Source organism: Luteibacter sp. HA06, from assembly GCF_054061215.1.
The window spans coordinates 3,350,229-3,373,426 of record NZ_JBSSDZ010000001.1; the positions used below are offsets into that span (position 1 = coordinate 3,350,229).

Sequence of the window (23,198 nt, forward strand, 5' to 3'; positions counted from 1 at the left end):
CTAACGGGCCTACGCGTAATCCACTGCGCGAGCCTCGATGCGACCCACCGGCTCCGGCTCAAACGACACCATGACGCCTACGCGGATTCGACCCATGTAACCGTTGAGGGTCGCGGAAGACAATGCGGTGATCTTGCCCGTCATCAGCTCGCTCACCCTCGGCTGCGGTACACCGAGCGCCTCGCCAATTTGCCCTTGACTCATGCCTTTTGCTTTGAAGAATTCGCGAAGCGCGACACGGCGTGGGATGGGCTCTAGTGCCTTCTACACTTGGGCGTTTCGCGGGAAGATCTTGGTGTCCACCCTCGCTGCTCGGACACGTCCTCCGCGTGCTGGTACGACATTCCGGCGCGCTGAGCGACTTCCTCGCCGCTGCGCCGCCTCGCGCGGACGATCGCGACTGGCGGGCTGGTTGACCGCTTGACGATGTCGATGACCCGACAGCCGAAGCGGCGTTGCTTCGTCGGCTCGACCCCCCGCGAACCTAGGGGCTGGGGAGAGTCTTCGGTGCCCACCCTCGAGGCGAGTTCCCGACAAGTGGAGCGGCCGTAGGCCAAATAAGAACATGGGCCGCGGTAGCGGCCTTCCGGTACGAAACGCGAAGGGGTGTCTGAGCAGCGAGGGTGGGCACCGAAGGCTCTGCGCCGCTACGTCCGGGCCCGCCGTGGCGTGAGCTGGTCGCCATCACGCCGCGGCGCGCGGCGCCTTCTGCATGATGCCAAGCATCGCGCCGAGCTTGTCGCGCATCTCGCGGCGGTCGACGATGACGTCGATGGCGCCGTGTTCGACCAGGAAGTCGGGACGCTGGAAGCCTTCCGGCAGCGTCTCGCGCACCGTCTGCTCGATCACGCGCGGACCGGCAAAGCCGATCAGGGCCTTCGGCTCGGCGACGTTGATGTCGCCCAGCATGCCCAGGCTTGCCGATACGCCACCCGTGGTCGGATGCGTGAGCACCGAGATGTAAGGCACGCCCGCATCGCGCATGCGCGCCAGTGCGGCCGAGGTCTTCGCCATCTGCATCAGCGAGAACAGGCCTTCCTGCATGCGTGCACCACCGGTGGCGGCGAAACAGACCAGCGCACTCTTGTCGGCCAGGGCGCGCTCAGCGGCACGGGCGAACTTCTCGCCGACCACCGAGCCCATCGAGCCACCCATGAAGGCGAATTCGAAGGCGACCGATACCACAGGGCGCTCGAGCAGGCGGCCGGACATGGCGATCAGCGCGTCCTTCTCACCCGTAGCCTTCTGCGCCGCGGCGACGCGGTCCTTGTACTTCTTCTGGTCCTTGAACTTCAGCGCGTCGACCGCTTCCATCTTGGCCCACAACTCAGTCGTGCTGCCTTCGTCGAAGAACGCATTCAGGCGAACGCGAGCGCCGATCGCGTGATGGTGGCCGCACTTCGGGCAGACCATCAGCGATTTCTCGAGCTCCGGCTTGTAGAGAACGGTGCCGCAACCGGCACACTTTTCCCACACGCCCTCAGGCACCTTGCCCTTGTTGTCGCCGGCCGCGCGCTGCTGCGCGCGGGTCTTCGGCGTCATGATTTTCTGCAGCCAGTTCATCGTTTTCTCCGTGTACCTGTTCTAGCCCAGCGGCCGTTCAGCGCGCGTCGAGCGCGGCGCGGATCGGTGCGAGGAAATCGTGTGCCCTGCCGGCGAGGTCATCCGCCGAGGTCGCGCCGGAGAGGCGGTCGACCAGGGCGCTACCGATGACCACGGCGTCGGCGAAGGCGCCGATCGCCACGGCACTGGCCGCGTCACGAACGCCGAAACCGACGGCCACCGGTGCCTTCGACCGGGAGCGGATCCCCGCCACGCGCTCGGCGATATCGCCGGTGCTCAGCTGGGCCGCGCCGGTGATGCCAGCGAACGACACATAATACAGGAAGCCCGAAGCGGCCTCGCTCAGGGCAGTCAGACGAGTCTGGGTGGTGGTCGGAGAGGCCAGGAGGATCTGGTCCAGCCCGGCCGCGCGAAGCGGCGCGAGAACGTGCGACTCTTCCAGCGGGCAATCCACCATCAAGACGCCATCAACGCCCTTTTCGACTGCATCTTCGGCGAACTCCGCGTAACCGTACATTTCTACCGGATTGAGGTAGCCCATCAGCACGATCGGCGTTTCGTCGTCCGTCTCACGGAAGGCGGCGACCCAGGCGAGCACATTGTGCAGGCCCACTCCCTTGGCGATGGCGCGCTCGCTGGCGTGCTGAATCACCGGGCCGTCGGCCATCGGGTCCGAGAACGGCACGCCCAGTTCGATGACATCGGCGCCAGCGGCGACAAGCGCATGCAACATCGGCACCATGGCGTCAGGGAGCGGATCGCCCGCGGTCACGAAGGGAATCAGGCCGGTCCGACCGGCAGCCTTCAGGGCCGCGAAGCGGCGTTCGATACGGCTCATCAGAGTTCGATCCCTTCGCGCTCGGCAATCGTGTGTACGTCTTTGTCGCCGCGGCCGGAAAGATTGACGAGCACCAGGCCGTCTTTCGGCAGCTCCCGGGCGAGCTTGATGCCCTGCGCGATTGCGTGACTCGACTCCAGCGCGGCAAGAATGCCCTCGGTGCGCGCCAGCAGGTGGAAGGCTTCCAGCGCCTCGTCGTCGGTGATGCCGACGTACTCGGCACGGCCGGCGTCCTTCAGGAAGGCATGCTCCGGGCCGACGCCAGGGTAGTCCAGGCCAGCCGATACCGAATGCGTCTCGACGATCTGGCCGTTCGCATCCGACAGCACGTACGTGCGATTGCCGTGCAGCACGCCCGGTTTGCCGGCAGCGAGGGAGGCAGCATGACGACCGGTTTCGATGCCATCGCCGGCAGCCTCGGCACCGACGATACGGACGTCGTGGTCGTTCAGGAACGCATGGAACAGGCCGATCGCGTTGGAGCCACCGCCGACACAGGCCGTGATGACATCCGGCAGGCGACCGAACTGTTCGAGGACCTGCTCCCGCGCTTCACGTCCGACAATGGCATTGAAGTCACGAACCATCTGCGGATAAGGGTGCGGGCCAGCCACCGTGCCGATGATGTAGAAGGTGTCGGCCACGTTGGTGACCCAGTCGCGCATCGCTTCGTTGAGGGCGTCCTTCAGGGTCTTCGAGCCCGAGGTGACGGGGACCACGTCGGCGCCCAGCAGGCGCATGCGGTAGACGTTGATCTTCTGGCGCTCGATATCGACCGCACCCATGTAGACCACGCACTTCAGGCCCATGCGCGCGGCAACCGTCGCGCTGGCCACGCCATGCTGGCCGGCACCGGTCTCGGCGATGATCCGCGTCTTGCCCATGTGCCGGGCGACGAGCGCCTGGCCCACGGTGTTGTTGATCTTGTGCGCGCCCGTATGGTTAAGGTCTTCGCGCTTGAGCAGGATGCGTGCGCCACCGACGTGCTTCGACAGCCGCTCGGCGTGGTACACCGGGCTGGGGCGACCGACGTAATACTTCAGGTCGCGATCGAGCTCGGCGATGAAGGCGGGATCCGTGCGCAACGTTTCGTAGGCAGCGGTCAGTTCGGCGAGAGGCTCCATGAGCGTCTCTGCGACATAGATGCCGCCATAGGCCCCAAAGCGCCCATGCGCATCCGGGTAGGCGTGGAAATCGACGATCTCGGTCATTGCCTTCTCGTTATCTTCGTACTGCAGAAATGAAGCGTTCCATCTTAGCCCGATCCTTGATACCGGGCGAAGACTCGATGCCGCTGGACACGTCCACCGCCCAGGGCTGCGCCACGCGAAGTGCCTCGGCAACGTTGTCGGCGGTGAGGCCGCCAGCGAGGATCAGCGGCTGCGCAAGATTCTTCGGCATCAGCGACCAGTTGAAGCGCTGACCGCTACCGCCCTGCTCACCCAGGCCGTGGCCGTCCAGGAGCAGGCCGGCCGCGCGCGGAAAATGGTGCAGGCGCTCGAGCGCCGCGGCGCCCTCGCCCATCGCAATCGCCTTCGTGTAGCGCACTCCATGAGCGGCGCATGCCTCGTCGGTTTCGTCACCGTGAAACTGGAGCATGTCCGGGCGCAGCACGCGCAGCATCTCGGCGATGTACGCGGGTTCGTCGTCCATCACCAGCGCCACGGTCGTGACATACGGCGGGACGGCGTCACGCAGCAGTGCGGCGGCGGCGGGATCGATGAAGCGTTTGCTCTTGCGCGTCATGACGAAACCGATCGCGTCGACACCCAGGCTGGCCGCCAGTTGGACATCCTCCAGGCGAGTGAGCCCGCAGAATTTGATCCGCGTCATAGCGTCACCTCCGGTGGCAGTCCCCAATGGGCTTCATACATCGGCCCCAGGAAGGTCAGGCCTTCCGCAGGCGCTGTCGCACCGGCGACATCGCGATCGCGACCGGCAAGCAGCTCGGCCATCCAGCCGACGGCTTGTTCGCCCCGGCCGATCGGCAACAGGGAGCCGACGATGTTGCGCACCATGTGGTGGAGGAAAGCGTTCGCTTCGATCTCGACGACCACATGGAGGTCATCGCGAAAAACCCGGATCGAGCGCACGTTACGCCGCGCATGCGCGGCCTGGCAGGCGATCGCGCGGAAGGCGGTAAAGTCATGTTCGCCAACGATGGCCTGCGCTGCTTCGTTCATGGCATCGGCATCGAGCTGCCGGCGCTCCCAGGCGACGAAGCGCCGATCGAGCGCCGGGCGAACGAAACGCGGCAGGATGCGGTAGCGATAGCGGCGCGCCCGCGCGGAAAAACGTGCGTGGAAATCGTCCGCAACCGGCTGTGCCCACGTGACGGCCACCGAATGCGGAAGGTTGGAACAGGCCCCAAGGATCCAGCCGCGCATCTCGCGAACCACGTCGGTATCGAAGTGCACCACCTGGCACCGCCCATGCACGCCCGCATCGGTGCGCCCGGCGGCAGTCACCTCGATCGGGGCATGGGCGACGAAGCTGAGCGCCTGCTCCAGCGAACCCTGCACGGTCTTCGCATGGCTCAGCCGCTGCCAGCCAAGGAAGTCGGTGCCGTCGTATTCGACGCCAAGGGCAATACGCATGGGGTGGTTTGGGGGCGGTGGAAACGGTAAAGGGTAGCACCCCGGGTGGCCGCGACACCTGCGGGAGCCGCTTCAGTGGCGAAAGGCAGGTCGCTGCGACCCCATCGCCGGCATAGCCGGCTCCCACAAAAAGCAAAGCCCCGGACGGGCCGGGGCTTTGCGGGGTCGTTTTCGGTCAGACGATATCGTTGAGGATCCGTTTGGCCGTGTCTTTCTGCATCTGGGTGCCTTCGGAAATCACTTCGTCGAGCATCAGGCGGGCGCCTTCGGCGTCGCCCATGTCGAGGTAGGCGCGGGCCAGGTCGAGCTTGGTATCGACCGGGTCATCGCTGAAGCTTTCCGGGTTGTGGTCGGAGATCGGCTCTTCGTCGGCGAAGTTCGGCTCGTCGAAGCGGGGAAGATCGTGGGCGGACGTGGCGGCCGCTTCATTCTCTTCCGTGAAGGACCACGACGAACGCTCGTCGGCCAGCGGTGTCGGCTCGACACCGTCGTGCGCGACCGATCCGTTCGCCGGAACCTCGGTGTAGAGCGAGTCCGGCGCGTCGACATCGAACACGTCCGGTGCATTCGGACGGTGCTCGGCCTCGGCGCGCTGCACCGGGGTCAGGTCGAAGTTGAAGTGGTACTCGCTGTGCTTCTGCGGCGCCGGGACGGCAGGACGATCGTCCTCGTCCGCACCCGTCACATACGTGCCGAGATCGAACTGCTCCAGCGCGGCCGCCTCATCGACCGGATGCACGTGACCCGGCTTGTAGCGGTCGTGCCCGTCGTCCATGCCGAGGTCGTGATCGTACGGCTCGTCGGTCTCGTCCATCGGGACGCCACCGAACAGCGGATGCGTGGGCGCAAGGTCTTCACCCATCGCGACCACGTCTCGCCATTCCGGCTGCTCGGGATCGGCGACGTGGGCGAACATCGCCTCGGCGGCGGCTTCGAAATGCTCGACGTCGCGGCGACCGTAATAAAGGCTCACCAGTTCCAGGTGCAAGCCGATATCGTCCGGATGCTCGGCCAGCGCGTCGAGGATCTCGCGCTGATCCTGATCCATCGCCTCATTATGGCCGAAGGTGTCGAAGTTCGGCTCACGACCGAAACGATCCGCCAGGGAGGCGGAAGCCGGGCCGGAGGCGACGGGCTGCTTCTTGCGGCCGAACACGGCCGCGACGAGAAGCAACAGGATGACGATCGCGCCGCCGCCCCATGCCCAGGTCTGCATGTACCACGGATCTTCTTCAACGACCGGTGCCGGCATGACCTTGTGCACGGGCGGCTTGGTCGCCGGTGCGGGCGATGCCGCCGCCGGCGCCGGAACGGGCGTCGTAACGACGGCAGGCGAAACAGCCGTGGCGGCGCGGGCCGGCCCGGCGGCAACGATCGCCGCCGTGGACGCTGTGGCCGGCGCGGAAGCGGGAGCCGAAGCAGGCGTAGCGACCGCCGGCTTGGCGGCTTCGACCACGGCCGGAGCCGGAGCCGGAACCGGCGCTGCCGCCGTCGCAGCCGTCGCAGGCTGACCCGCGGCCTTGCGCGTTTCAGCCAGCTTGCGCTGGAGCTCGGCGATTTCCGAGTCCTTCAGGCTGATCAGCCGCTGGTTCTTGGTGTTGATTTCTTCGAGGTCGCCAAGACGCGACTTCAGCTCGGCGCCCTGCTGCTTGAGCGAAGCGACGGACTCCTGCGAGGTCGTCAGCTCCTGCTTCAGGCCGGCGATCTGCGCGTCGCCCTTGCCGTCCTTCGTGCCGGCGCGGGTCGAAGCGGCGTCACCGCCCTCCTTCGAGGGAACAATGGCGAGGCGGTCGTTAGTGGGAGCGGCGGCCTTGGCCGTGCCTTGGCCGGCACCCGTCGATGCGGCGTCCGCGACCACCGATGGCGAGCGGGCGGAACCCGAGCGCCATGCCTCGTTCTGACGACGCACTTCGGCGAGCGCGGCCGTAGCCGACTGGGCCTGGACGTCGTCCGCCGAGGGAATACGCAACACCGCACCGGTCTTCAGCGCATTGATGTTGTCGCGGTAGAAGGCGTCTGGGTTGGCCTTGTGCAGGGCCAGGAGCATCTGGTTGATGTCGGCACCGCTCGTGTGGTCACGGGCGATCGTCGACAGGTTCTGGCCACGTTGCACCGTGACCGAACCATCGCTGGCACCCGACGAAGCGGCCGCGCGGGCCGGAGCCGGCGTCGGCGTCGCTTCGCTGCGCGAGGCACGCGGCTCACTGTGCGCGGGGACGCGGGAAGGCACGTCGGACGTCCGCGACGGCTTGGCTGCCGGCGCGCTGGCCGTCGTGCCGGACGTCGAGGCGGGCGTGCCTGGCGGATCGAGCAGCATCGTGATCTCGCGGACGACCTTGTTGCCGTCGGTGGAGACCTCGACAAGGAAATCGAGATAGGTATCGCGCACCGGTGCGGTGCTGGTCACCTTGATGACCGGCTGGCCGCTGGCGTTCTTGCCCACCGCGAAGCTCAGCGCGACCGGAAGGCCGCCGCGGTTCAGGCCCGCGCGGGAGAACGCCTCTTCCGAGGCAAGGGTGACATGGACGTTATCGGCCTTCGCCGATACGCCGTTCAACGGGATTTCCGCTACCAGCGGCTGGTCCATGGTCGAGCGCACCTGGACCGGGCCCAGGTCCTGCGCCAGGGCGTGACCGCCCCCCGTGGCAAGCGCCAGCATGATCGACAGCTTCAACGTACGGTTCATTACTCGCTTCCCCCGAACTAATACCATGCTGACGGCACGCCTCTTTCGGGCGGTCGGCCGCGAAGGCGCCACTGTAGTGCACCCCAGCAACAACTAACAATAGCGACTACGGGCAGTTACGCGACAACGTTGAGTCGTTCGCGAGGCCCGTACACGCCCCCCTGACATTTATGGCTTGCGCTGGGCGTCCAGCTGGCGCTCGAGTTCGGCGATTTTCCGGTCCCGGTCGTCCAGCTGGTGGCTTGCGGCTTGTGTGTATGACTCCAGCGCGTCAACCCGGGCCTTGAGCTGCCTCACGTTGGCGTCCTCGGACTGCGCCTCCCCGTGAACCGCCGCTACCTTTGCTCGGGTAACGGCGGCCGGGTCGGCCTGCGCCGCCTTCGTCTGAGGTTGCTGGGCGCCCATCGCCAGAGGCGAGGACACGACAAGCAGGCAGGCGATGGCGGCGCGATGATTCATTACAGATAGTCCTCGATCAGGATCTCCGCGATCTGTACGGCGTTGAGTGCCGCACCCTTGCGGATATTGTCGGCCACGACCCACAGGTCGAGACCGCGCTCGTGGGAAATGTCCTCGCGGATGCGGCCCACAAAGACCGGGTCCTTGCCTGCGGCATCGCCGACGGGCGTCGGATAGCCACCCGCCTTGCGCTCATCCTTCACGACGACGCCCGGCGCGGCTTCCAGGAGTTCCCGGGCGCGCTCGACCGTGATCTTGTCGCGGGTCTCGATGTGCACCGCTTCCGCATGGCCGTAGAACACCGGCACGCGCACGGCGGTCGGGTTCACCTGGATCGAAGGATCTTCCAGGATCTTCCGGGTCTCCCAGACCATCTTCATTTCTTCCTTGGTATAGCCATTGGGCTGGAAGTCGTCGATCTGCGGAATGACGTTGAAGGCGATCTGTGCCGGGAACTTCTCGCTCTCGACCGGCTGGAAATTGAGCATCTGGGCCGTCTGCTTGCCCAGTTCCTCCAACCCGCTGCGACCCGCACCGGACACCGACTGGTAGGTCGCGACATTGATCCGCTCGATGCCCACCTCGCGGTGGATCGGCGCCAGCGCCACGAGCATGCCCATGGTCGAGCAGTTCGGGTTGGCGATGATGCCGCGCACCACGTACTGGGCGACCGCGTGCGGGTTCACTTCCGAGACCACCAGGGGGATGTCGTCCTGGTAACGGAATTCGGAGGTGTTATCGATGACCACGGCGCCGGCCGCGGCAGCGCGTGGCGCGTGCTCGCGACTGACCGAACCACCGGCCGAGAAGAAGGCGATGTCCACGCCCTCGAAGTCGTATTTGGCGAGATCCTGGACGACGTAAGGTTTTCCGCCGAAGTCGACCGTACCGCCCGCCGAGCGCTCGCTCGCCAGGGGAACCAGTTCGCTGACCGGGAAGTCCCGCTCGGCGAGGATCGAAAGGAGGGTTTCGCCGACCGCGCCGGTCGCACCCACCATGGCTACCTTGTAACTCGTCTTCTTGCTCATTTTCGCTTTCGTCAGGGCGTGGAGAAACAGGTCAGCTGGCGTCGGCCAGCACACCCGGATTGATGATCGTGGGTGGCCGGCCGGCGTGAGGACCATGTCCGAACGCCGCCAGCACATTGTCCACAGCCAGCGCCGCCATATCGCGACGTGTGTCGCGACTTGCGCTGGCGATGTGCGGACTGAGCACGATATTTTCGATTTTCAGCAGATCGGGGTGCACCGAGGGCTCCCCCTCGAACACATCCACCCCCGCCGAGGCGATCGTGCCATCGGCCAGCGCACGGGCCAGCGCGGCGTCGTCGACGATGCCGCCACGGGCGATATTCACCAGCACGGCGGTTGGCTTCATGGCCTTCAGCTCGGCCTCGCCGATAGTGTGGTGGTTAGCCGGCGTGTACGGCAGCACCAGGATCAGGTGGTCGGACTGGGCCAGCAGGGTGGCCTTGTCGACATACGTGGCCGCGCACTCGCGCTCGAGGGCGGGATCGAGCTGCGAGCGGTTGTGATAGATGATCCGGGCGCGGAAACCAGCCGCCCGTCGGGCGATGGCCTGGCCGATACGGCCCATGCCGAGGATGCCGATGGTCTTGCCGTGCACGTCGGCGCCTAGCCAGCCCTCGAACCGGGAGCCGTGCCACTGGCCGTCGCGCAGCCAGCGCTCGGCTTCACCGACACGGCGCGCCGCAGCGAGCATCAGTGCCCAGGCGTAGTCGGCGACGGTCTCGTTGAGGACATCCGGCGTATTCGAGGCACCCACACCGCGCTGGGTAAGGGCATCGATGTCGAGGTTGTTGTAGCCCACGCCCAGATTGGCCACGAAGCGAAGCTTCGGTGCACCTTCGAGCACCTTGCCGTCGATCTTGTCGGCGAGGCCGACAATGGCGGCGTCGCTGTTTGCAAGCCGCTCGGCCAGTTCGGCGGGCGAGAAAGCGCGCTCTTCGGCCTCGGCGTGGACGTCGAAGTGGTCGCGGAGGCGGTCGACGATGTCCGGAAAGAACGGGCGGGAGATCCACACCTTCGGCTTGCCGCTCATGCGATGCCTCCCTGCAGCGTGCCGGGAATCCGCGGCGGCACCGTACCCACGTCGCCGCACTGGGCGCGATGGCGCAGGGCCTGGTCCATCAGCACAAGGGCCAGCATGGCCTCGGCAATCGGCACGGCGCGAATACCTACGCAGGGGTCATGACGACCCTTGGTGACGACTTCGGTCGGCTCCCCTGCCCGGTCCACGCTGCGGCCGGGAATCAGAATGCTGGAGGTCGGCTTGAACGCCATGGAGACCACGACCGGCTGGCCAGAGGCGATACCGCCAAGGATGCCGCCCGCGTGATTGGAGAGGAAACCGTCGGCGGTCATCTCGTCGCGATGCTGGCTGCCACGCTGGGCGACGGCGGCGAAACCGTCGCCGATCTCGACGCCCTTCACCGCATTGATCGACATCATGGCTGCTGCGAGTTCGCCGTCGAGCTTGCCGTAGATGGGCTCGCCCCAGCCGGCCGGCACGTTGTCCGCCACCACGGTGACCTTCGCTCCGACCGAATCGCCCGACTTGCGCAGGGCATCCATATAGGACTCAAGCTCAGGAACCTGCGCCGCGTCCGGCCAGAAGAACGGGCTGGTTTCGACGGCGTCGGCGTCGAAGCTTCGCGGAACCACATCGCCGATCTGCGCAACGTGGCCACGCACGGTCACCCCGTAGCGCTCGGCCAGCCATTTCTTGGCAATGACGCCGGCAGCGACGCGCATGGTGGTCTCGCGGGCCGAGGACCGACCGCCGCCACGAGGGTCACGCACACCGTACTTCTGCCAATACGTGTAATCGGCGTGCCCCGGGCGGAAGGTGTCGAGGATGTTGCCGTAATCCTTGCTGCGCGCATCCGTGTTGCGGATCAGCAAGGCGATCGGCGTGCCCGTGGTGACACCTTCATACACGCCCGAAAGGATCTCGATGTCATCCGCCTCGCGGCGCTGCGACGTGTGTCGCGAGCGCCCGGTGGCACGGCGCTCGAGATCGGCGCGGAACTCGCTGGCATCGAGGGCGAGGCCAGGAGGACAGCCGTCGATCACACACCCGATCGCCGGGCCGTGGCTTTCGCCGAAGGTAGTGACGGAAAGGAGCTTGCCGAACGTATTGGAGGACACAGTGCTTCCGATAAGGGTTTAGTTTCTCGCGGCGCGCGCAGCGGAGATGTCAGCGGCATGCTCGAGTAGATCGCGGCGTTCCAGCGCGAAGATGCCCATCTGACCGACCTTGAACTCCAGCCAGACGAAGGGCAGACGCGGCAGCAGCGCGACCAGTGCATGCTCGCTGTCACCTACTTCGACGATCAGCAGGCCATCTTCGCTGAGATGGTCGGCGGCCTCGTCGAGGATGCGCAACGTGATGTCCAGTCCATCATCGCCGGATGTCAGGCCGAGGACCGGTTCATGACTGTATTCGGCCGGCATGGCGGCATATTCGTCATTCGTGACATACGGCGGGTTCGACACAATGAGGTCGTACACCACGCCCTTGACGCCGGCAAAGAGGTCGGACTTGATGGCCCGGACGCGGTCTTCGACGTGCTGGTAGGCAATATTCTCGTTAGCCAGCGACAGCGCATCGTCGCTCACGTCGACCAGGTCGACCTGCCATTCCGGGTTGTACTCGGCCATGGCGATGCCGATGCACCCCGAGCCAGTGCAGAGATCGAGCGCGCGCTCCACGTGGCGGTCGTCCAGCCACGGGGTGAAACGGCTTTCGATCAGCTCGGCAATGGGTGAACGCGGCACGAGGGCGCGGCGGTCGCTCTTGAACTTGAGGCCGGCGAACCAGGTTTCGCCCACCAGGTAAGCCACCGGGACACGCTCGGCGATGCGACGCTCGATCAGGGCGAGGACTTTCTCGCGCTCATCCGAAACCAGCTTGCCCGTGCCATAAGCCGGCGGCAGGTCCGGCGGCAGATGCAGCGCGGCCAGGACCAGGTGGGTGGCCTCGTCGATCGGATTGTCGTGGCTATGCCCGAAGGTCAGGCCCGCGGCCGAAAAACGGCTGGCGCCGTAGCGGATGAAATCGATGATGGAGGACAGTTCACTGGTCACGGGCTGGGACTTTCGGTGTGGCTGGCTCGTGAGTATAGCGGCCCGCACCTGTGGGAGCCCCTTCATCGGCGAATGGGCTGCTGGCTGCCCTTGTGGGAGCCGCTTCAGCGGCGAATGGGCTGCTGGCTGCCCTTGTGGGAGCCGCTTCAGCGGCGAAGGGTGCTGGCGGCAACCTGGCCCGCTGCCGCGGGATCGCCGATGAATCGGCTCCCACAGGTAAGGGATCGCCGATGAATCGGCTCCGACTGAAGGTGAGATTAGTCGGCGTTCGGGCCGGGGTCGCTCGTAGAAGGGCGGCCGTCTTCGTGATGGCCTGCGAATCGCCTCATATAACGAGGGGCATCGGGAGTGGTGATAGTGATGTCGTACCAGCCGGCGCTGGCCGTCAGGTCGAGCGCGACCGTCTGAGTCGCACCAGGCGCGAGGCTCACTGACTGCGCCTGCCCCTCCGCTTGCCCGAGCGACTGCCTCTGCGCGTAGGCGTTCGCGATATGGCAGCTGACGGGTTTCTTACCCGCGTTGGTCAGCGCGACTTCGACGCGACGGGCTCCCGGAACGCCGCGCACAACTGCCTCGAGCACGTCATCGACCCCGCCACGCAGCGCCGCGAAATAGCCATTCGGCCCATGAATGCGACGGTGATAGGCGTCGCCGGCGCTGGCGAGCTTCCAGTCGTCGGTGATGGTGGCCCCGGCGCTCACCGCGTAACGGCGCGGGGGCGCGTCGCGGTCCAGTCCGTCGTAAACGAGGAAGGCTGCGCCTGCGGAACCCGCGTTGGCGAAGGTCAGGCGACTCCGGCTGTCGTCGAGACGGTGCTCGACGACCCACGCATAGCCAAGCGCGCGGGCCGGCCGCACGCCCGGCTCCTGCGTGGGCATCGCCTGTTCGCTCGGCACCCGGATAGGCGCCTTGCCGTCGGAGGCCTTGGGCACGCCTGGCTTCGGAACATGACTGTCCGTCGAGCCCGCGAAGTCGAAAGCGCTCGTCAGATCCCCACACATCGAGCGACGCCAACTACTGATGTTCGGCTCGGCGACGCCGAAACGTTTCTCGAGGAAACGCAGCACCGACGTATGATCGAACGTCTCCGAACACACCCAGCCGCCACGCGTCCACGGCGAGACAACGATCATCGGTACACGATTCCCCAGTCCCACCGGTTGCTTGCCGCCCGGATCGCTACCCGTTACCAACGGTGCAACGATGCGCGGGTGCGCATCGAGGTCGACGAACTCATCGGCGAGACCGCCGACCAGATCGTCCGACACGACGCCTTCACCGCCCTGCCCGCTTTTCAACGGCGGCGCGGGAGGAATCACGTGATCGAAGAAACCGTCGTTTTCGTCGTAGTTGAGGAAGAGTACGGTGCGCCCCCAGACCTTCGTATTCGCGGTGAGCGCGTCGAGCACGCTACGGATGTAGAACGCACCGTCCGCTGGCGACGACGTGGGATGCTCGCTGTACTTATACGGCGCGACGATCCAGCTCACCTGCGGTAGACGATCATGCAGCACGTCCTCGCGGAGTTCGTGAAGCGTATGGGTGGACACACCATTGCGGACGAGCGAACCCGAAGGATCGGCGCCCTCCTTTACCTGGTATTTCGCAAAGAATTCGAGTGAGTTGTCCGTGTAGTTGTCGGTGGGTGATCCCGCCTCGCCCGTACCGCCCTGGTAAACACGCCAGCTGACGCCGGCTTGCTCCAGCCGCTCGGGATACGTGGTCCAGCTATAACCGTTAGCGTCCGGACGCTCTTCGCTGCCCGGCCCGTTCGGCTTGCTGCCCAGGTGACCGGTCGGATCACAGGTGCCACTCCATAGATAGATACGATTGATCGCCGTATCGGCCAGCGCAGACGCGTGGTAGGCATCGCAGACGGTGAAGGCATCGGCCAGCGCGTAGTGAAACGCCGCGTCTTCACGACGCAGGTGCGCCATCGTCAGGACGTCCTGCTTCTGCTCGATCCACCGGTCGCTGCGACCGAGGTTCCACGCGCCATGGCCGGTGCTCCAGCCGTGGTCGGTACCTTCGTGATGATCGCCGCTGGCACGCGTATCGAGGTGAAAGGGATAGACCCAAGCCACGTCGTCGGCGACACCACGCGACTTCCAGTACTTCGTGTGGATCGTCGCTACGGGTTGCTGCCAGATCGGATCGCCGTTGGCCAACTCGGCGACACGAGGATCGGCAAAGCCGCGCACGCCGCGCAGGCATCCGAAGTAGTGGTCGAACGAGCGATTCTCCTGCATGAGAATCACGACGTGCCCGACGTCCGCGATGGTGCCCGTTCGACGATCAGGCGCTGTCGTCAGCGCCCGTGCGATCGAGGCCGGAAAGCCCTGGGCGATCAGCGAAGCGGCGACCGTGGCCCCGGCGGCATGGAGGAAACGGCGGCGGTCGCGGGAGAACATGAAGGGGTCAATCCTTGGCGAGCGATTCGATCAGGGCGGCATGCAGCGCCGGTGTCGCTGCGGCGACCACCCGCCCGCCGCTGTCGAGGCCGAGTACACGGCCCTCCCAGTCGGTAATGACGCCGCCGGCCGCCTGGACTACCGGGGCGATCGCCAGATAGTCGTACGGCATGAGGTTCGCTTCAATCACGGCGTCGATATGACCGGAGGCCAGCATGCCGTAACCATAGCAGTCGCCTCCGAACCGGCGCGCGTACGCAGCGCGGCTGGTGCGGTCGAAACGCGCCCATTCGTCGGCAGTGAACATGTCGGGCGTGGTGGTGTACAGCGTCGCCGCTTCGAGGGCGGTGCAACCGCTGGTGCTGCAGACCTCGCCATTCATGGTGGTCCCGACACCGACATGACCGATCCAGCGCTCGTCCAGCGCCGGCATGTCGAGAATGCCGAGAACGGGCGTGCCGCGATGCAGCAAAGCCAGCAGCGTGCCCCACAGGGGCCAGCCCGAGATGAAACTGCGGGTGCCATCGATCGGATCGATCGACCAGACGAATTCGGCATCGGTTCGCGTGGCGCCGAATTCCTCGCCAAGGAGCCCGTGTTCGGGCCAGGCGTGCCCGATACGCTCCCGTAGCATGGACTCCACGCCCCGGTCTACGGCTGTCACGGGGCTCATGTCACCCTTGAGGGTGACGTCGACCGGCTGGCGGAAGCGTGGCAACGAGAAGGCGCGTGCATCGTCGGCAATGCCTGTGGCAAATACCTCGAATTCCTTCCGCTCCGCGGCGGACAACGATTCCATCAATGACACTCCTGGGCTGAAAAAAACGTGCGCGATCTAGCGTTTGCACGTTTCGGATTGATGACAAAAACGAAAATTCTCTACTGGACCGTTTGCCCCATGTTTGCAAATATACCCAAATCGCCACACGGATGTGTCATCTTTCAACCTTGGGACAGAATCGGCTGCCATGCATCCATACCGCCAAATCGGAAGCGTCCTCGCGCTGCTCACGGCATGCGGTGCCGTGCGTGCCGGGGACGTCACGGTGTATTCGGCGCTGGAAAGCGATGAGATAGCCATCTATCTGGCGGCGGCGAAGAAGGCCCTGCCGGATATCGATGTCCACGTGCTGCGCCTGTCCAGCGGTGATCTCGCCGCACGACTGCTGGCCGAATCGACTGAACCACGCAATGACGCGATCTGGGGCATGGCCGTCACCGACATGCTCGATCCGCGCATCGCCAGCCTGCTTACCCCGGTGCACGGTAGCAATATCGACCGCATGCCGGCGAGCTTTCGCGGTAGCGACGCGACATGGTTCGCACCTACCGGCTATCTCGCCGCGCTCTGTGTCAATCGCGAAGCACTGGCCGAACGCGGGCTACCCATGCCACGGACGTGGCGTGACCTGACCTCCCCGATGTACCGCGGCCAGATCGCCATGCCCGATCCGGCTTCGTCGGGCACGGGATACATGGTGCTTTCCTCGCTATCGGACGCCGGACGCAATAGGGAAGACATGCGTCTGGTCACCGACATCGCTCGCAACGTCGGCCAGGAAACGCTTTCCGGCTCGGCTCCCTGCAAGCTTGCGCGCATCGGCGAATTCCCCATCGGTATCTCGTTCGCGTTCTCCGCGATGCAGTCGATCCGCCAGGGTTACCCGGTGACCATGGTGATTCCCAGCGACGGCATGGGCTACGAGCTCGAGGGCTCGGCCCTGATGAAGAGCGCCGTAAACACTGTGGACACGAAGCGCTTCCTCGATTGGACGGCTTCGCCGGCTGCCGCCGGGCTATACCGCGGCTTCAAGGAAATTGTCGCCACGCCCGGAAGCGAGCCCACGGACGAACAGCTACGACAAGGCCTGCCCGCCCATCTCGTCGCGACGCTACCCGCGCGCGACTTCGCCACCGCCGCGCGTGAGCGCGCGGCACTCATTATCAGATTCAAGCAACTGACGCGCTGACGCGTCGGCTGCCGGGGGAGACGAGGGGAATGCATCTTCGCATTGACGACATCCGAAAAGGCTGGAGCGGACAGGCCGTGCTCGACGGGGTGTCGTTTCATGCCGGCGAAAGCGACTTCGTCTGCCTGCTGGGTCCCAGTGGTTGCGGCAAGACCACGCTGCTGCGCATCGTTGCCGGCCTCACCGCGCCCGACAGTGGCCGGGTCATTCTCGACGGCCGCGACATCACCACCCTGCCCGCGCGTGAACGTCGCATGGGCCTGGTTTTCCAATCCTATTCGCTGTTCCCCGACATGACCGTCGCGGCAAATGTCGGCTACCCCATGCGCCTGCGTGGTGAAACGCCGGCATCAGTGACAACACACACCGGCGAGTGGCTGGAACGCGTCGGCCTCGGCGCACTGGCTGCGCGCTTTCCTGACCAGCTGTCCGGAGGCCAGCAGCAGCGCGTGGCTCTTGCTCGCGCACTGGCCGCGAACCCGTCCATGCTCCTGCTCGACGAACCGCTTTCCGCACTCGACCCGGCCATTCGTGCCCAGTTGCGCGGGGAGATCCGCACACTGCAGCGGTCGCTTGGCATCCCCACGATCATGGTCACGCACGACCAGGATGAAGCACTGGCCATGGCCGACACCATCGTGTGCATGAACCAGGGACATGTCGAGCAGATCGGAACACCGCGCTGCCTCTACGAGCGGCCGCGTACCCGCTTCGTCGCCGACTTCATCGGGCATGCCAACCTGCTGCCGACCACGTTTATCCGCGAGACGTTGCCCAGTTTTCTCGAGCGTCGGCCGCCGGGACCGGACGACACGTTCGAACTATGCCTGCGTCCGGAAGACCTGCTGATCGACGCGGACCCGCGCGGCGAAGGCGTCATCGAGGACATCACCTTTCTCGGCAACCTGGCTCGCGCCAACATCGCCTGGCGCGGTCGCCGCGTGCTCGCGGAGCTGCCGGGACGTAGCCCGTTGATGCGTGGCGAAGCCGTGTCGATCGACGCCGTACGCGGCGCCTGGGTGAGCACATGAGCAGCATCGTCGCGCCGCGCGCCGTCGCCCGTCCACGCTTCGGCACCGCCCTTCTCCTTGCGGTTCCGCTGCTGGGCTTGCTGCTGTTCTTCGCGTACCCGCTGATGACCGTGCTCTGGCGCAGCGTCACCGATGCGGGTGGCGCCTTCACGCTCGCCAACTACGCACGGCTTTTCGACGATCCAGGCCTGCCACGCGCCGCGGTCCACAGCCTGAATATCGGCATCGCCACGACCTTCACGACGATGGCATTCGGCCTCTGCCTCGCCATGGCCCTGCACCGCTCGCGTCTGCCTGGCAAGGCGCTCATCCGTGCCGCCCTGCTCTTGCCGATGCTTGCACCCTCGCTGGTACTCGGCCTCGGGTTGGTCTGCCTGCTCGGCCGCAATGGACTTATCCATCGTCTCACTGGCTTGCCAACCGACATCTACGGCTTCTGGGGCTTGCTCATCACCAACACGCTGTACGGCCTGCCGCAAGTCGTCATCATCGTCTCCGCCGCGCTCGAGCGGACACCGGCACGTCACTACGATGCCGCCGAATCGATGGGCGCACCGCCGTGGCGGCAGTTCGTCGACGTGACGCTGCCGCGCCTGCGTTTCGCGTTACTTGCCGCGGCCTTCCTCGTGTTTACCGAAACCCTCACGGACTTCGGCAGCGCCGTCGTCGTCGGCGGCAGCTATCGCGTGCTCGCCATGGAGATCTACAGCGAAGTCGTCGGTCAGCTCGACTTTGCCATGGGTGCCACGCTTGGCGTCGTGCTACTGGCACCCGCGCTGCTGTCCGTCTGGCTTGGCCGCCTAGCCAAACGCCGGCAGGATAGCGGTGATGCAAGTCCAGGGCGCGCCCTCGTACCGGCGAAGCACACCACCCGCGATGTGTTGCTCGGTGCCGTGGCGATCATCACGCTGGTACCGGTGGTCGCCGTGGTGGGCACCGTGGCCTATGTCAGCATCGTCAAACTCTGGCCTTACGACCGCACGCTTTCCCTGGCCAACTACACCGGCGGCATGCCTGACGGTTACGGGCCGGTAGCGACCTCGCTCGGCGTCGCCCTGCTCGCCGCCGTCGTCGGTGTGGTGATGATCTTCGCGCTCTCAGCCGGATTGCGTCGCGCGCCGCCGCACATTGCCCGACCGCTGCAGGTGCTCGCCTCACTGCCTGCCGCCGTGCCGGGCATGGTGCTCGGCCTCGGCTACGTCCTCACCTTCAACCATGGCGCCTTGTCGGGCTGGCTTTATGGCAGTGCCGCCATCGTCGCCGCCTGCAGCCTCTATCACTATCACGCCCAGGCCTTCCTCACCGTGCAGACCGGCATGCGCCAGGTGCCCGATGCGCTCGAGGATGCTGTCGCCTCCTTCGGCGGCGACACGCGCCATGTGCTGCGCGACGCGGTGCTGCCGTTCGCCATGCCCGCGGCCATCTCGGCCTTCTTCTACCTGTTCATGCGCTCGCTGGTAACCCTGTCGGGCGTGATCTTCCTCGTGACACCGGGCCTGGGGCTCGCTTCCGTCGCCGTCATGCGGCTGGACGAAAACGGCTTCCTCGCCCAGGCCGCGGCGTACGCCATGTGCGTCGTCGTGGCCGGCGCACTCGCCCTGGGGGCGATGCGACTCCTCCTCCACACACTCAAGGACCGACGCCATGTGGCATGAAGAACGGCACACCCGCATCCGCGACCTGCTCCGCACCAGCGGCCAGGTGTCCGTCGAACGCATCGTTACCGAGCTGGGCGTGTCGCGCGAAACCATTCGCCGCGATCTCGTCGAACTGGCCGAACGCGGCGAGATTCGTCGCGTCCACGGTGGTGCCGTGCTCACGGGCGACGAGCCACCGATCGATGTGCGCCACGCCACCCGCGTGCGCGAAAAGCGCGCTATCGCGAAAAAGGTTGCCAGCCTGGTCGAAAGCGGCCAGACCATCTTCATGGATGCCGGCAGCACGATGACCCTGGTGGCCGAAGCGCTCGCCACGCGCAGTGGCCTGACCATCGTCACCAATGCGGTGGATGTGGCTGCGCGCTTCGCCGCGCGCACGGGCAACGAAGTCCATCTGCTCGGCGGCCGCTTCAACGCGCAGATCGGTTGCACCGACGGCTCGGGCACCATCGCAGAGATCGCACGTTATCAACCCCACCTGGCGATTCTCTCGCCGGTCGGCATCGAGGCGAAAGCCGGTGCCAGCAGTTTTGAAATGGAAGAAGCCGAGATCGCACGGGCCATGTGCGCGAACGCACGCCGCATCGTGATCGCGGCCGACCATTCGAAGATCGGCGTACGCAGCCGCGTCGCCTGGTGTCCCGCGGATCGAATCGACGTGCTGGTCACTGACCGGCGCTCGGAAAAGTCACGCGCGATCGCTGCGATCGGCAAGGCCATCGGTGAGATCGAATATGCCTGATCACATCGAAGCCTGAAGAGCCGCCTGAAACAACAAAACGCCAGGAAGGCCCTGTTCCGCCCGACGTTTAAATCGATTCAAACCCACTGTCACGTTCAAATTCCTTCCGGAGCATCATCATGAGTTCCCGCCTTACCCTCCGACGCACCCTGCTCTGCGCCGCCGTCGCGGCCTCTCTGACTGGCATCGCCCACGGCCAGTCGACCTCCGGCCGTATCGCCGGCCAGGCCCCCGTCGCCGCCGGTGAAACCGTCCTCATCGAGGGCAGCAACGGCATCGTCCGCGAAGTCAGCGTGGACGCACGCGGCCACTATGTCGCCGAAGCGTTACCCCTGGCGACCTACAAGGTCTCGCTCAAGTCCAACGGCAACGTCGTCGACTCGCGAGACAACATCACCCTGCGCGTCGGTGCCGCCACCGACGTGTCGTTCGACAGCGGCGCGCCCGCCACGAATGCCCAGGAGCTCTCGGGCGTCACTGTCTCCGCCAACAACCTCCCGAAGATCGACGTGGCCACGGTCGCTTCGAGCACGGTGATCACCGCCGCCGAGATGGCCCGCCTGCCACTCACGCGCACCGCCGAAGGCGTCGCCCTGCTCGCTCCCGGCGCCGTGGCCGGCTACAGCGGCTTCAAGGGTGCGATGGGCAACGCGTTGGTGAGCTTCTCCGGCTCGTCGGTCACCGAGAACGCCTATTACATCAACGGTATGAACACCACCGACCCGCTCAGCGGCTTCGGCGGTATCAGCCTGCCTTATGGCGCCGTCGATCAGGAAGAAGTGCTCAGCGGCGGCTATTCCGCCATGTACGGCCGCTCCGACGGTGGCGTGATCAGCCAGGTCGGCAAGCGCGGTACGAATGAATGGCATTTCGGCGCCCAGGTGCTGTGGGAGCCGGATTTCGCCCGTGCCGATGCGCGCAACATTACCTTCGGCCAGAACAACCCGCATCCGCCGGGCACGATCGAGCAGCGCAACGACCGGAACAACGAGTGGACCTCAACGGTAAGCGCGTACGCCGGCGGCCCGCTGATCAAGGACAAGCTGTACATCTTCACCGCGGTGGAAATGGCTCGCAGCGAAGGCAACTCGGTCGGCGACATCAACCACTCGTACGACACGCAGTACACGTACAAGGACCCGAAGTGGTACGGCAAGATCGACTGGAACATCAACGACAGCAACATCCTCGAGCTGACCGGTGTCAGCCAGACGCATCGTACGAACGGTAACGAGTACGACTACGACTACGACACGAACACGAGGAACGGGTTCGTCAGCACCGACTCGACGTACAAGACCAAGGCCATGGTCTATACCGCGAAGTTCACCAGCTACATCACCGACGACCTGACGCTCACCGCGCTCTACGGCAAGTCCAAGCTCACCTACTACAACGAGCCGCCGAACACCGGCGTCACCGGTCCGTTCATCGGCAACTCGTCCGGTGAAAACCTCGCGCTGACCGGCGGCTCGCCGATCACCAACGGCCAGACGCTGGATACCGTCGACAACCCGGACCACACCTCGACCAACCGTAACCTGCGCGTCGACCTGAACTACAAGATCGGTAGCCACTCGATCACCGCCGGTATCGACAACCAGGATTCGCACGACATCGACGATGGCACCACCATCGGCGGCGACGGCTACGAGTTGTGGTACGCGAAGGGCGATCCGAACCTCAACATCAGCGACAGCCCCTTTGTCGACAAGCCGGGCAACTACCCGGGCGGCGAGACCGGTTACTACGGCTATATACGTCACTACAACACGCTCGCCTCGGTGCGCGTGAAGCAGCGCGCGCAATACGTGATGGACGACTGGCAGGTCTCCGACAAGCTGCTGCTCTCGCTCGGCGTGCGTAACGACCAGTTCACCAACTACAACCCGGCCGGCCAGCCCTACCTGCGCCTGACCAAGCCGCAGTGGGCGCCGCGCCTGGGCTTCAGCTACGACGTGCTTGGCGATTCCAGCATGAAGGTGTACGGCAACGCGGGCCGCTACTTCCTCGCCATGCCGGCCTCCGTGGCCCTGCGTACGTCGGCTGGCTCGCTCGCGACCAACCAGTACTTCACGTACACCGGCATCGATACCAGTGGCATGCCGACCGGCATGACCTTCATCAACTCGGCTACCGGTGGCGCCGTCTCTCCGAACGGCGAATACGGCCAGCCGCCCGACCCGCGCACGGTCAGCGCCAAGAACATCAAGTCCGAGTACCAGGACGAGTTCATCCTTGGCTTCGACCAGCAGCTCAACGCGTCGTGGATCTGGGGCACCAAGGCCACCGTGCGCAAGCTGCGTAACGCGCTGGATGACGTGTGCGACAACGGTGCGATCACCCGAGCCGCCGTCGCCCAGGGTGCCGATATCGACGCGACCACGGTGGGTAGCTGCTACCTGTCCAATCCGGGCCGCGCCAACGTGTACCAGCTCGCGCAGCAGGGTGGCGGCTACTACGACGTCAAAGTCACCAATGACGACTTCGGTTTCACCCAGCTCAAGCGCAACTACTACGGCCTGGATACCTACCTCTCGCATCCGTTCGACGGCACGTGGTCGCTCAAGGCCGACTACCTGTTCTCGCGCAGCTACGGCAACACGGAAGGCCAGGTGCGTTCGGACGTGGGCCAGGGCTCGGTGTCGGCGTCTCGTGACTGGGATTACGCCACGCTGATGGAATACGCCAACGGCGATCTCGCCAACGATCGCAAGCATCAGTTCAAGATCTACGGTTCGTACCAGATCACCCCGGAGTGGATGGTCTCGGCCAACCTCACCGTGCAGTCCGGTACGCCGAAGTCCTGCCTGGGTCGTTACGGTGCGAACGAGAGCGATCCGTCCGGCTACGGCAGCTACTACCACTACTGCTTCGGCGTACCGTCGCGTCCCGGCGACAAGGGTCGCAACCCGTGGGAAGAGCTCGTCGATGCAAACATCGAGTACCGTCCGCTGTGGGCCGAGCGCAAGCTGGCCTTCAACGTTTCTGTGTTCAACCTGCTCAACCAGCAGCGGGCGCAGGCGCTCAACCCGGTTTCCGGCAGCACCAACTCGGTGAATGACGGTTACAACCAGGTCATCAGCTATACGCAGCCGCGTTACGCCCGCTTCGGCATCACCTACGACTTCTGA

Annotated in this window: 19 protein-coding genes; 5 read left to right on the top strand and 14 right to left on the bottom strand. The window is 65.4% G+C overall.

Annotation, left to right across the window (positions count from 1 at the left end):
- Nucleotides 1-9 precede the first annotated feature (9 nt).
- From ACVWWJ_RS15440 to ACVWWJ_RS15505, 14 genes are all read right to left on the bottom strand, one after another.
- On the bottom strand, nt 10-249 hold the full coding sequence (locus ACVWWJ_RS15440; RefSeq protein ID WP_456969720.1) for an XRE family transcriptional regulator: 240 nt from the start codon (nt 247-249) through the stop codon (nt 10-12).
- 435 nt (nt 250-684) lie between these two features.
- Nucleotides 685-1,563, bottom strand: a complete 879-nt coding sequence (gene accD / locus ACVWWJ_RS15445) for an acetyl-CoA carboxylase, carboxyltransferase subunit beta (protein ID WP_456968563.1) — start codon at nt 1,561-1,563, stop codon at nt 685-687.
- Nucleotides 1,564-1,600: 37 nt separating this feature from the next.
- Complete coding sequence (trpA, locus tag ACVWWJ_RS15450) at nt 1,601-2,401, bottom strand: tryptophan synthase subunit alpha (RefSeq protein ID WP_456968564.1); 801 nt, start codon at nt 2,399-2,401, stop codon at nt 1,601-1,603.
- Nucleotides 2,401-3,612, bottom strand: a complete 1,212-nt coding sequence (gene trpB / locus ACVWWJ_RS15455; RefSeq protein WP_159893813.1) for a tryptophan synthase subunit beta — start codon at nt 3,610-3,612, stop codon at nt 2,401-2,403. The genes trpA and trpB overlap by 1 nt, the downstream gene beginning before the upstream one ends.
- A gap of 10 nt (nt 3,613-3,622) precedes the next feature.
- Nucleotides 3,623-4,234, bottom strand: a complete 612-nt coding sequence (locus ACVWWJ_RS15460) for a phosphoribosylanthranilate isomerase (protein WP_456968565.1) — start codon at nt 4,232-4,234, stop codon at nt 3,623-3,625.
- Complete coding sequence (gene truA / locus ACVWWJ_RS15465; RefSeq protein ID WP_456968566.1) at nt 4,231-4,998, bottom strand: tRNA pseudouridine(38-40) synthase TruA; 768 nt, start codon at nt 4,996-4,998, stop codon at nt 4,231-4,233. Before truA ends, ACVWWJ_RS15460 begins: the two co-directional genes overlap by 4 nt.
- A 175-nt stretch (nt 4,999-5,173) precedes the next feature.
- On the bottom strand, nt 5,174-7,684 hold the full coding sequence (locus ACVWWJ_RS15470) for a FimV/HubP family polar landmark protein (RefSeq protein WP_456968567.1): 2,511 nt from the start codon (nt 7,682-7,684) through the stop codon (nt 5,174-5,176).
- A gap of 168 nt (nt 7,685-7,852) precedes the next feature.
- Entirely contained in the window at nt 7,853-8,143 is a 291-nt protein-coding gene (locus ACVWWJ_RS15475; protein ID WP_456968568.1) for a hypothetical protein, read from the bottom strand.
- Complete coding sequence (locus ACVWWJ_RS15480) at nt 8,143-9,171, bottom strand: aspartate-semialdehyde dehydrogenase (RefSeq protein WP_456968569.1); 1,029 nt, start codon at nt 9,169-9,171, stop codon at nt 8,143-8,145. Before ACVWWJ_RS15480 ends, ACVWWJ_RS15475 begins: the two co-directional genes overlap by 1 nt.
- Before the next feature lie 31 nt (nt 9,172-9,202).
- Nucleotides 9,203-10,204 carry a 2-hydroxyacid dehydrogenase gene (locus ACVWWJ_RS15485; RefSeq protein ID WP_456968570.1) on the bottom strand — a complete coding sequence of 334 codons (1,002 nt, stop codon included), beginning with the start codon at nt 10,202-10,204 and terminating at the stop codon, nt 9,203-9,205.
- Nucleotides 10,201-11,313 (bottom strand): chorismate synthase, encoded by a 1,113-nt coding sequence (gene aroC / locus ACVWWJ_RS15490; protein WP_456968571.1) that lies wholly within the window; start codon nt 11,311-11,313, stop codon nt 10,201-10,203. The genes ACVWWJ_RS15485 and aroC overlap by 4 nt, the downstream gene beginning before the upstream one ends.
- Nucleotides 11,314-11,331: 18 nt before the next feature.
- The gene (gene prmB, locus ACVWWJ_RS15495) at nt 11,332-12,252 is read right to left on the bottom strand and encodes a 50S ribosomal protein L3 N(5)-glutamine methyltransferase (protein WP_159893825.1); all 921 of its coding nucleotides are present in this window, start codon (nt 12,250-12,252) and stop codon (nt 11,332-11,334) included.
- A gap of 257 nt (nt 12,253-12,509) precedes the next feature.
- Nucleotides 12,510-14,663 (bottom strand): phosphocholine-specific phospholipase C, encoded by a 2,154-nt coding sequence (locus ACVWWJ_RS15500; RefSeq protein WP_456968573.1) that lies wholly within the window; start codon nt 14,661-14,663, stop codon nt 12,510-12,512.
- Between the two features lie 7 nt (nt 14,664-14,670).
- Nucleotides 14,671-15,462, bottom strand: a complete 792-nt coding sequence (locus ACVWWJ_RS15505; protein ID WP_456968575.1) for an inositol monophosphatase family protein — start codon at nt 15,460-15,462, stop codon at nt 14,671-14,673.
- Between the two features lie 169 nt (nt 15,463-15,631).
- Between ACVWWJ_RS15505 and ACVWWJ_RS15510 the strand changes: the two genes are divergently transcribed.
- The 5 genes from ACVWWJ_RS15510 (at nt 15,632) to ACVWWJ_RS15530 (ending at nt 23,198) form a co-directional block, all read left to right on the top strand.
- Entirely contained in the window at nt 15,632-16,633 is a 1,002-nt protein-coding gene (locus ACVWWJ_RS15510) for an extracellular solute-binding protein (RefSeq protein ID WP_456968577.1), read from the top strand.
- 29 nt (nt 16,634-16,662) lie between these two features.
- Nucleotides 16,663-17,664 (top strand): ABC transporter ATP-binding protein, encoded by a 1,002-nt coding sequence (locus ACVWWJ_RS15515; protein ID WP_456968580.1) that lies wholly within the window; start codon nt 16,663-16,665, stop codon nt 17,662-17,664.
- Entirely contained in the window at nt 17,661-19,319 is a 1,659-nt protein-coding gene (locus ACVWWJ_RS15520; RefSeq protein ID WP_456968582.1) for an ABC transporter permease subunit, read from the top strand. Before ACVWWJ_RS15515 ends, ACVWWJ_RS15520 begins: the two co-directional genes overlap by 4 nt.
- On the top strand, nt 19,309-20,064 hold the full coding sequence (locus ACVWWJ_RS15525) for a DeoR/GlpR family DNA-binding transcription regulator (RefSeq protein ID WP_456968583.1): 756 nt from the start codon (nt 19,309-19,311) through the stop codon (nt 20,062-20,064). Before ACVWWJ_RS15520 ends, ACVWWJ_RS15525 begins: the two co-directional genes overlap by 11 nt.
- A gap of 119 nt (nt 20,065-20,183) precedes the next feature.
- Complete coding sequence (locus ACVWWJ_RS15530; protein WP_456968585.1) at nt 20,184-23,198, top strand: TonB-dependent receptor; 3,015 nt, start codon at nt 20,184-20,186, stop codon at nt 23,196-23,198.

What these genes read in the sequence shown, in the direction of transcription:
- ACVWWJ_RS15485 (WP_456968570.1), bottom strand. Translation starts at nt 10,204, where the DNA reads ATGAGCGGCAAGCCGAAGGTGTGGATCTCCCGCCCGTTCTTTCCGGAC.
- ACVWWJ_RS15460 (WP_456968565.1), bottom strand. Translation starts at nt 4,234, where the DNA reads ATGACGCGGATCAAATTCTGCGGGCTCACTCGCCTGGAGGATGTCCAA.
- truA (WP_456968566.1), bottom strand. Translation starts at nt 4,998, where the DNA reads ATGCGTATTGCCCTTGGCGTCGAATACGACGGCACCGACTTCCTTGGC.
- ACVWWJ_RS15500 (WP_456968573.1), bottom strand. Translation starts at nt 14,663, where the DNA reads ATGTTCTCCCGCGACCGCCGCCGTTTCCTCCATGCCGCCGGGGCCACG.
- trpB (WP_159893813.1), bottom strand. Translation starts at nt 3,612, where the DNA reads ATGACCGAGATCGTCGATTTCCACGCCTACCCGGATGCGCATGGGCGC.
- ACVWWJ_RS15515 (WP_456968580.1), top strand. Translation starts at nt 16,663, where the DNA reads ATGCATCTTCGCATTGACGACATCCGAAAAGGCTGGAGCGGACAGGCC.
- ACVWWJ_RS15470 (WP_456968567.1), bottom strand. Translation starts at nt 7,684, where the DNA reads ATGAACCGTACGTTGAAGCTGTCGATCATGCTGGCGCTTGCCACGGGG.
- ACVWWJ_RS15480 (WP_456968569.1), bottom strand. Translation starts at nt 9,171, where the DNA reads ATGAGCAAGAAGACGAGTTACAAGGTAGCCATGGTGGGTGCGACCGGC.
- trpA (WP_456968564.1), bottom strand. Translation starts at nt 2,401, where the DNA reads ATGAGCCGTATCGAACGCCGCTTCGCGGCCCTGAAGGCTGCCGGTCGG.
- accD (WP_456968563.1), bottom strand. Translation starts at nt 1,563, where the DNA reads ATGAACTGGCTGCAGAAAATCATGACGCCGAAGACCCGCGCGCAGCAG.
- ACVWWJ_RS15475 (WP_456968568.1), bottom strand. Translation starts at nt 8,143, where the DNA reads ATGAATCATCGCGCCGCCATCGCCTGCCTGCTTGTCGTGTCCTCGCCT.
- ACVWWJ_RS15520 (WP_456968582.1), top strand. Translation starts at nt 17,661, where the DNA reads ATGAGCAGCATCGTCGCGCCGCGCGCCGTCGCCCGTCCACGCTTCGGC.
- ACVWWJ_RS15505 (WP_456968575.1), bottom strand. Translation starts at nt 15,462, where the DNA reads ATGGAATCGTTGTCCGCCGCGGAGCGGAAGGAATTCGAGGTATTTGCC.
- ACVWWJ_RS15510 (WP_456968577.1), top strand. Translation starts at nt 15,632, where the DNA reads ATGCATCCATACCGCCAAATCGGAAGCGTCCTCGCGCTGCTCACGGCA.
- ACVWWJ_RS15530 (WP_456968585.1), top strand. Translation starts at nt 20,184, where the DNA reads ATGAGTTCCCGCCTTACCCTCCGACGCACCCTGCTCTGCGCCGCCGTC.
- ACVWWJ_RS15525 (WP_456968583.1), top strand. Translation starts at nt 19,309, where the DNA reads ATGTGGCATGAAGAACGGCACACCCGCATCCGCGACCTGCTCCGCACC.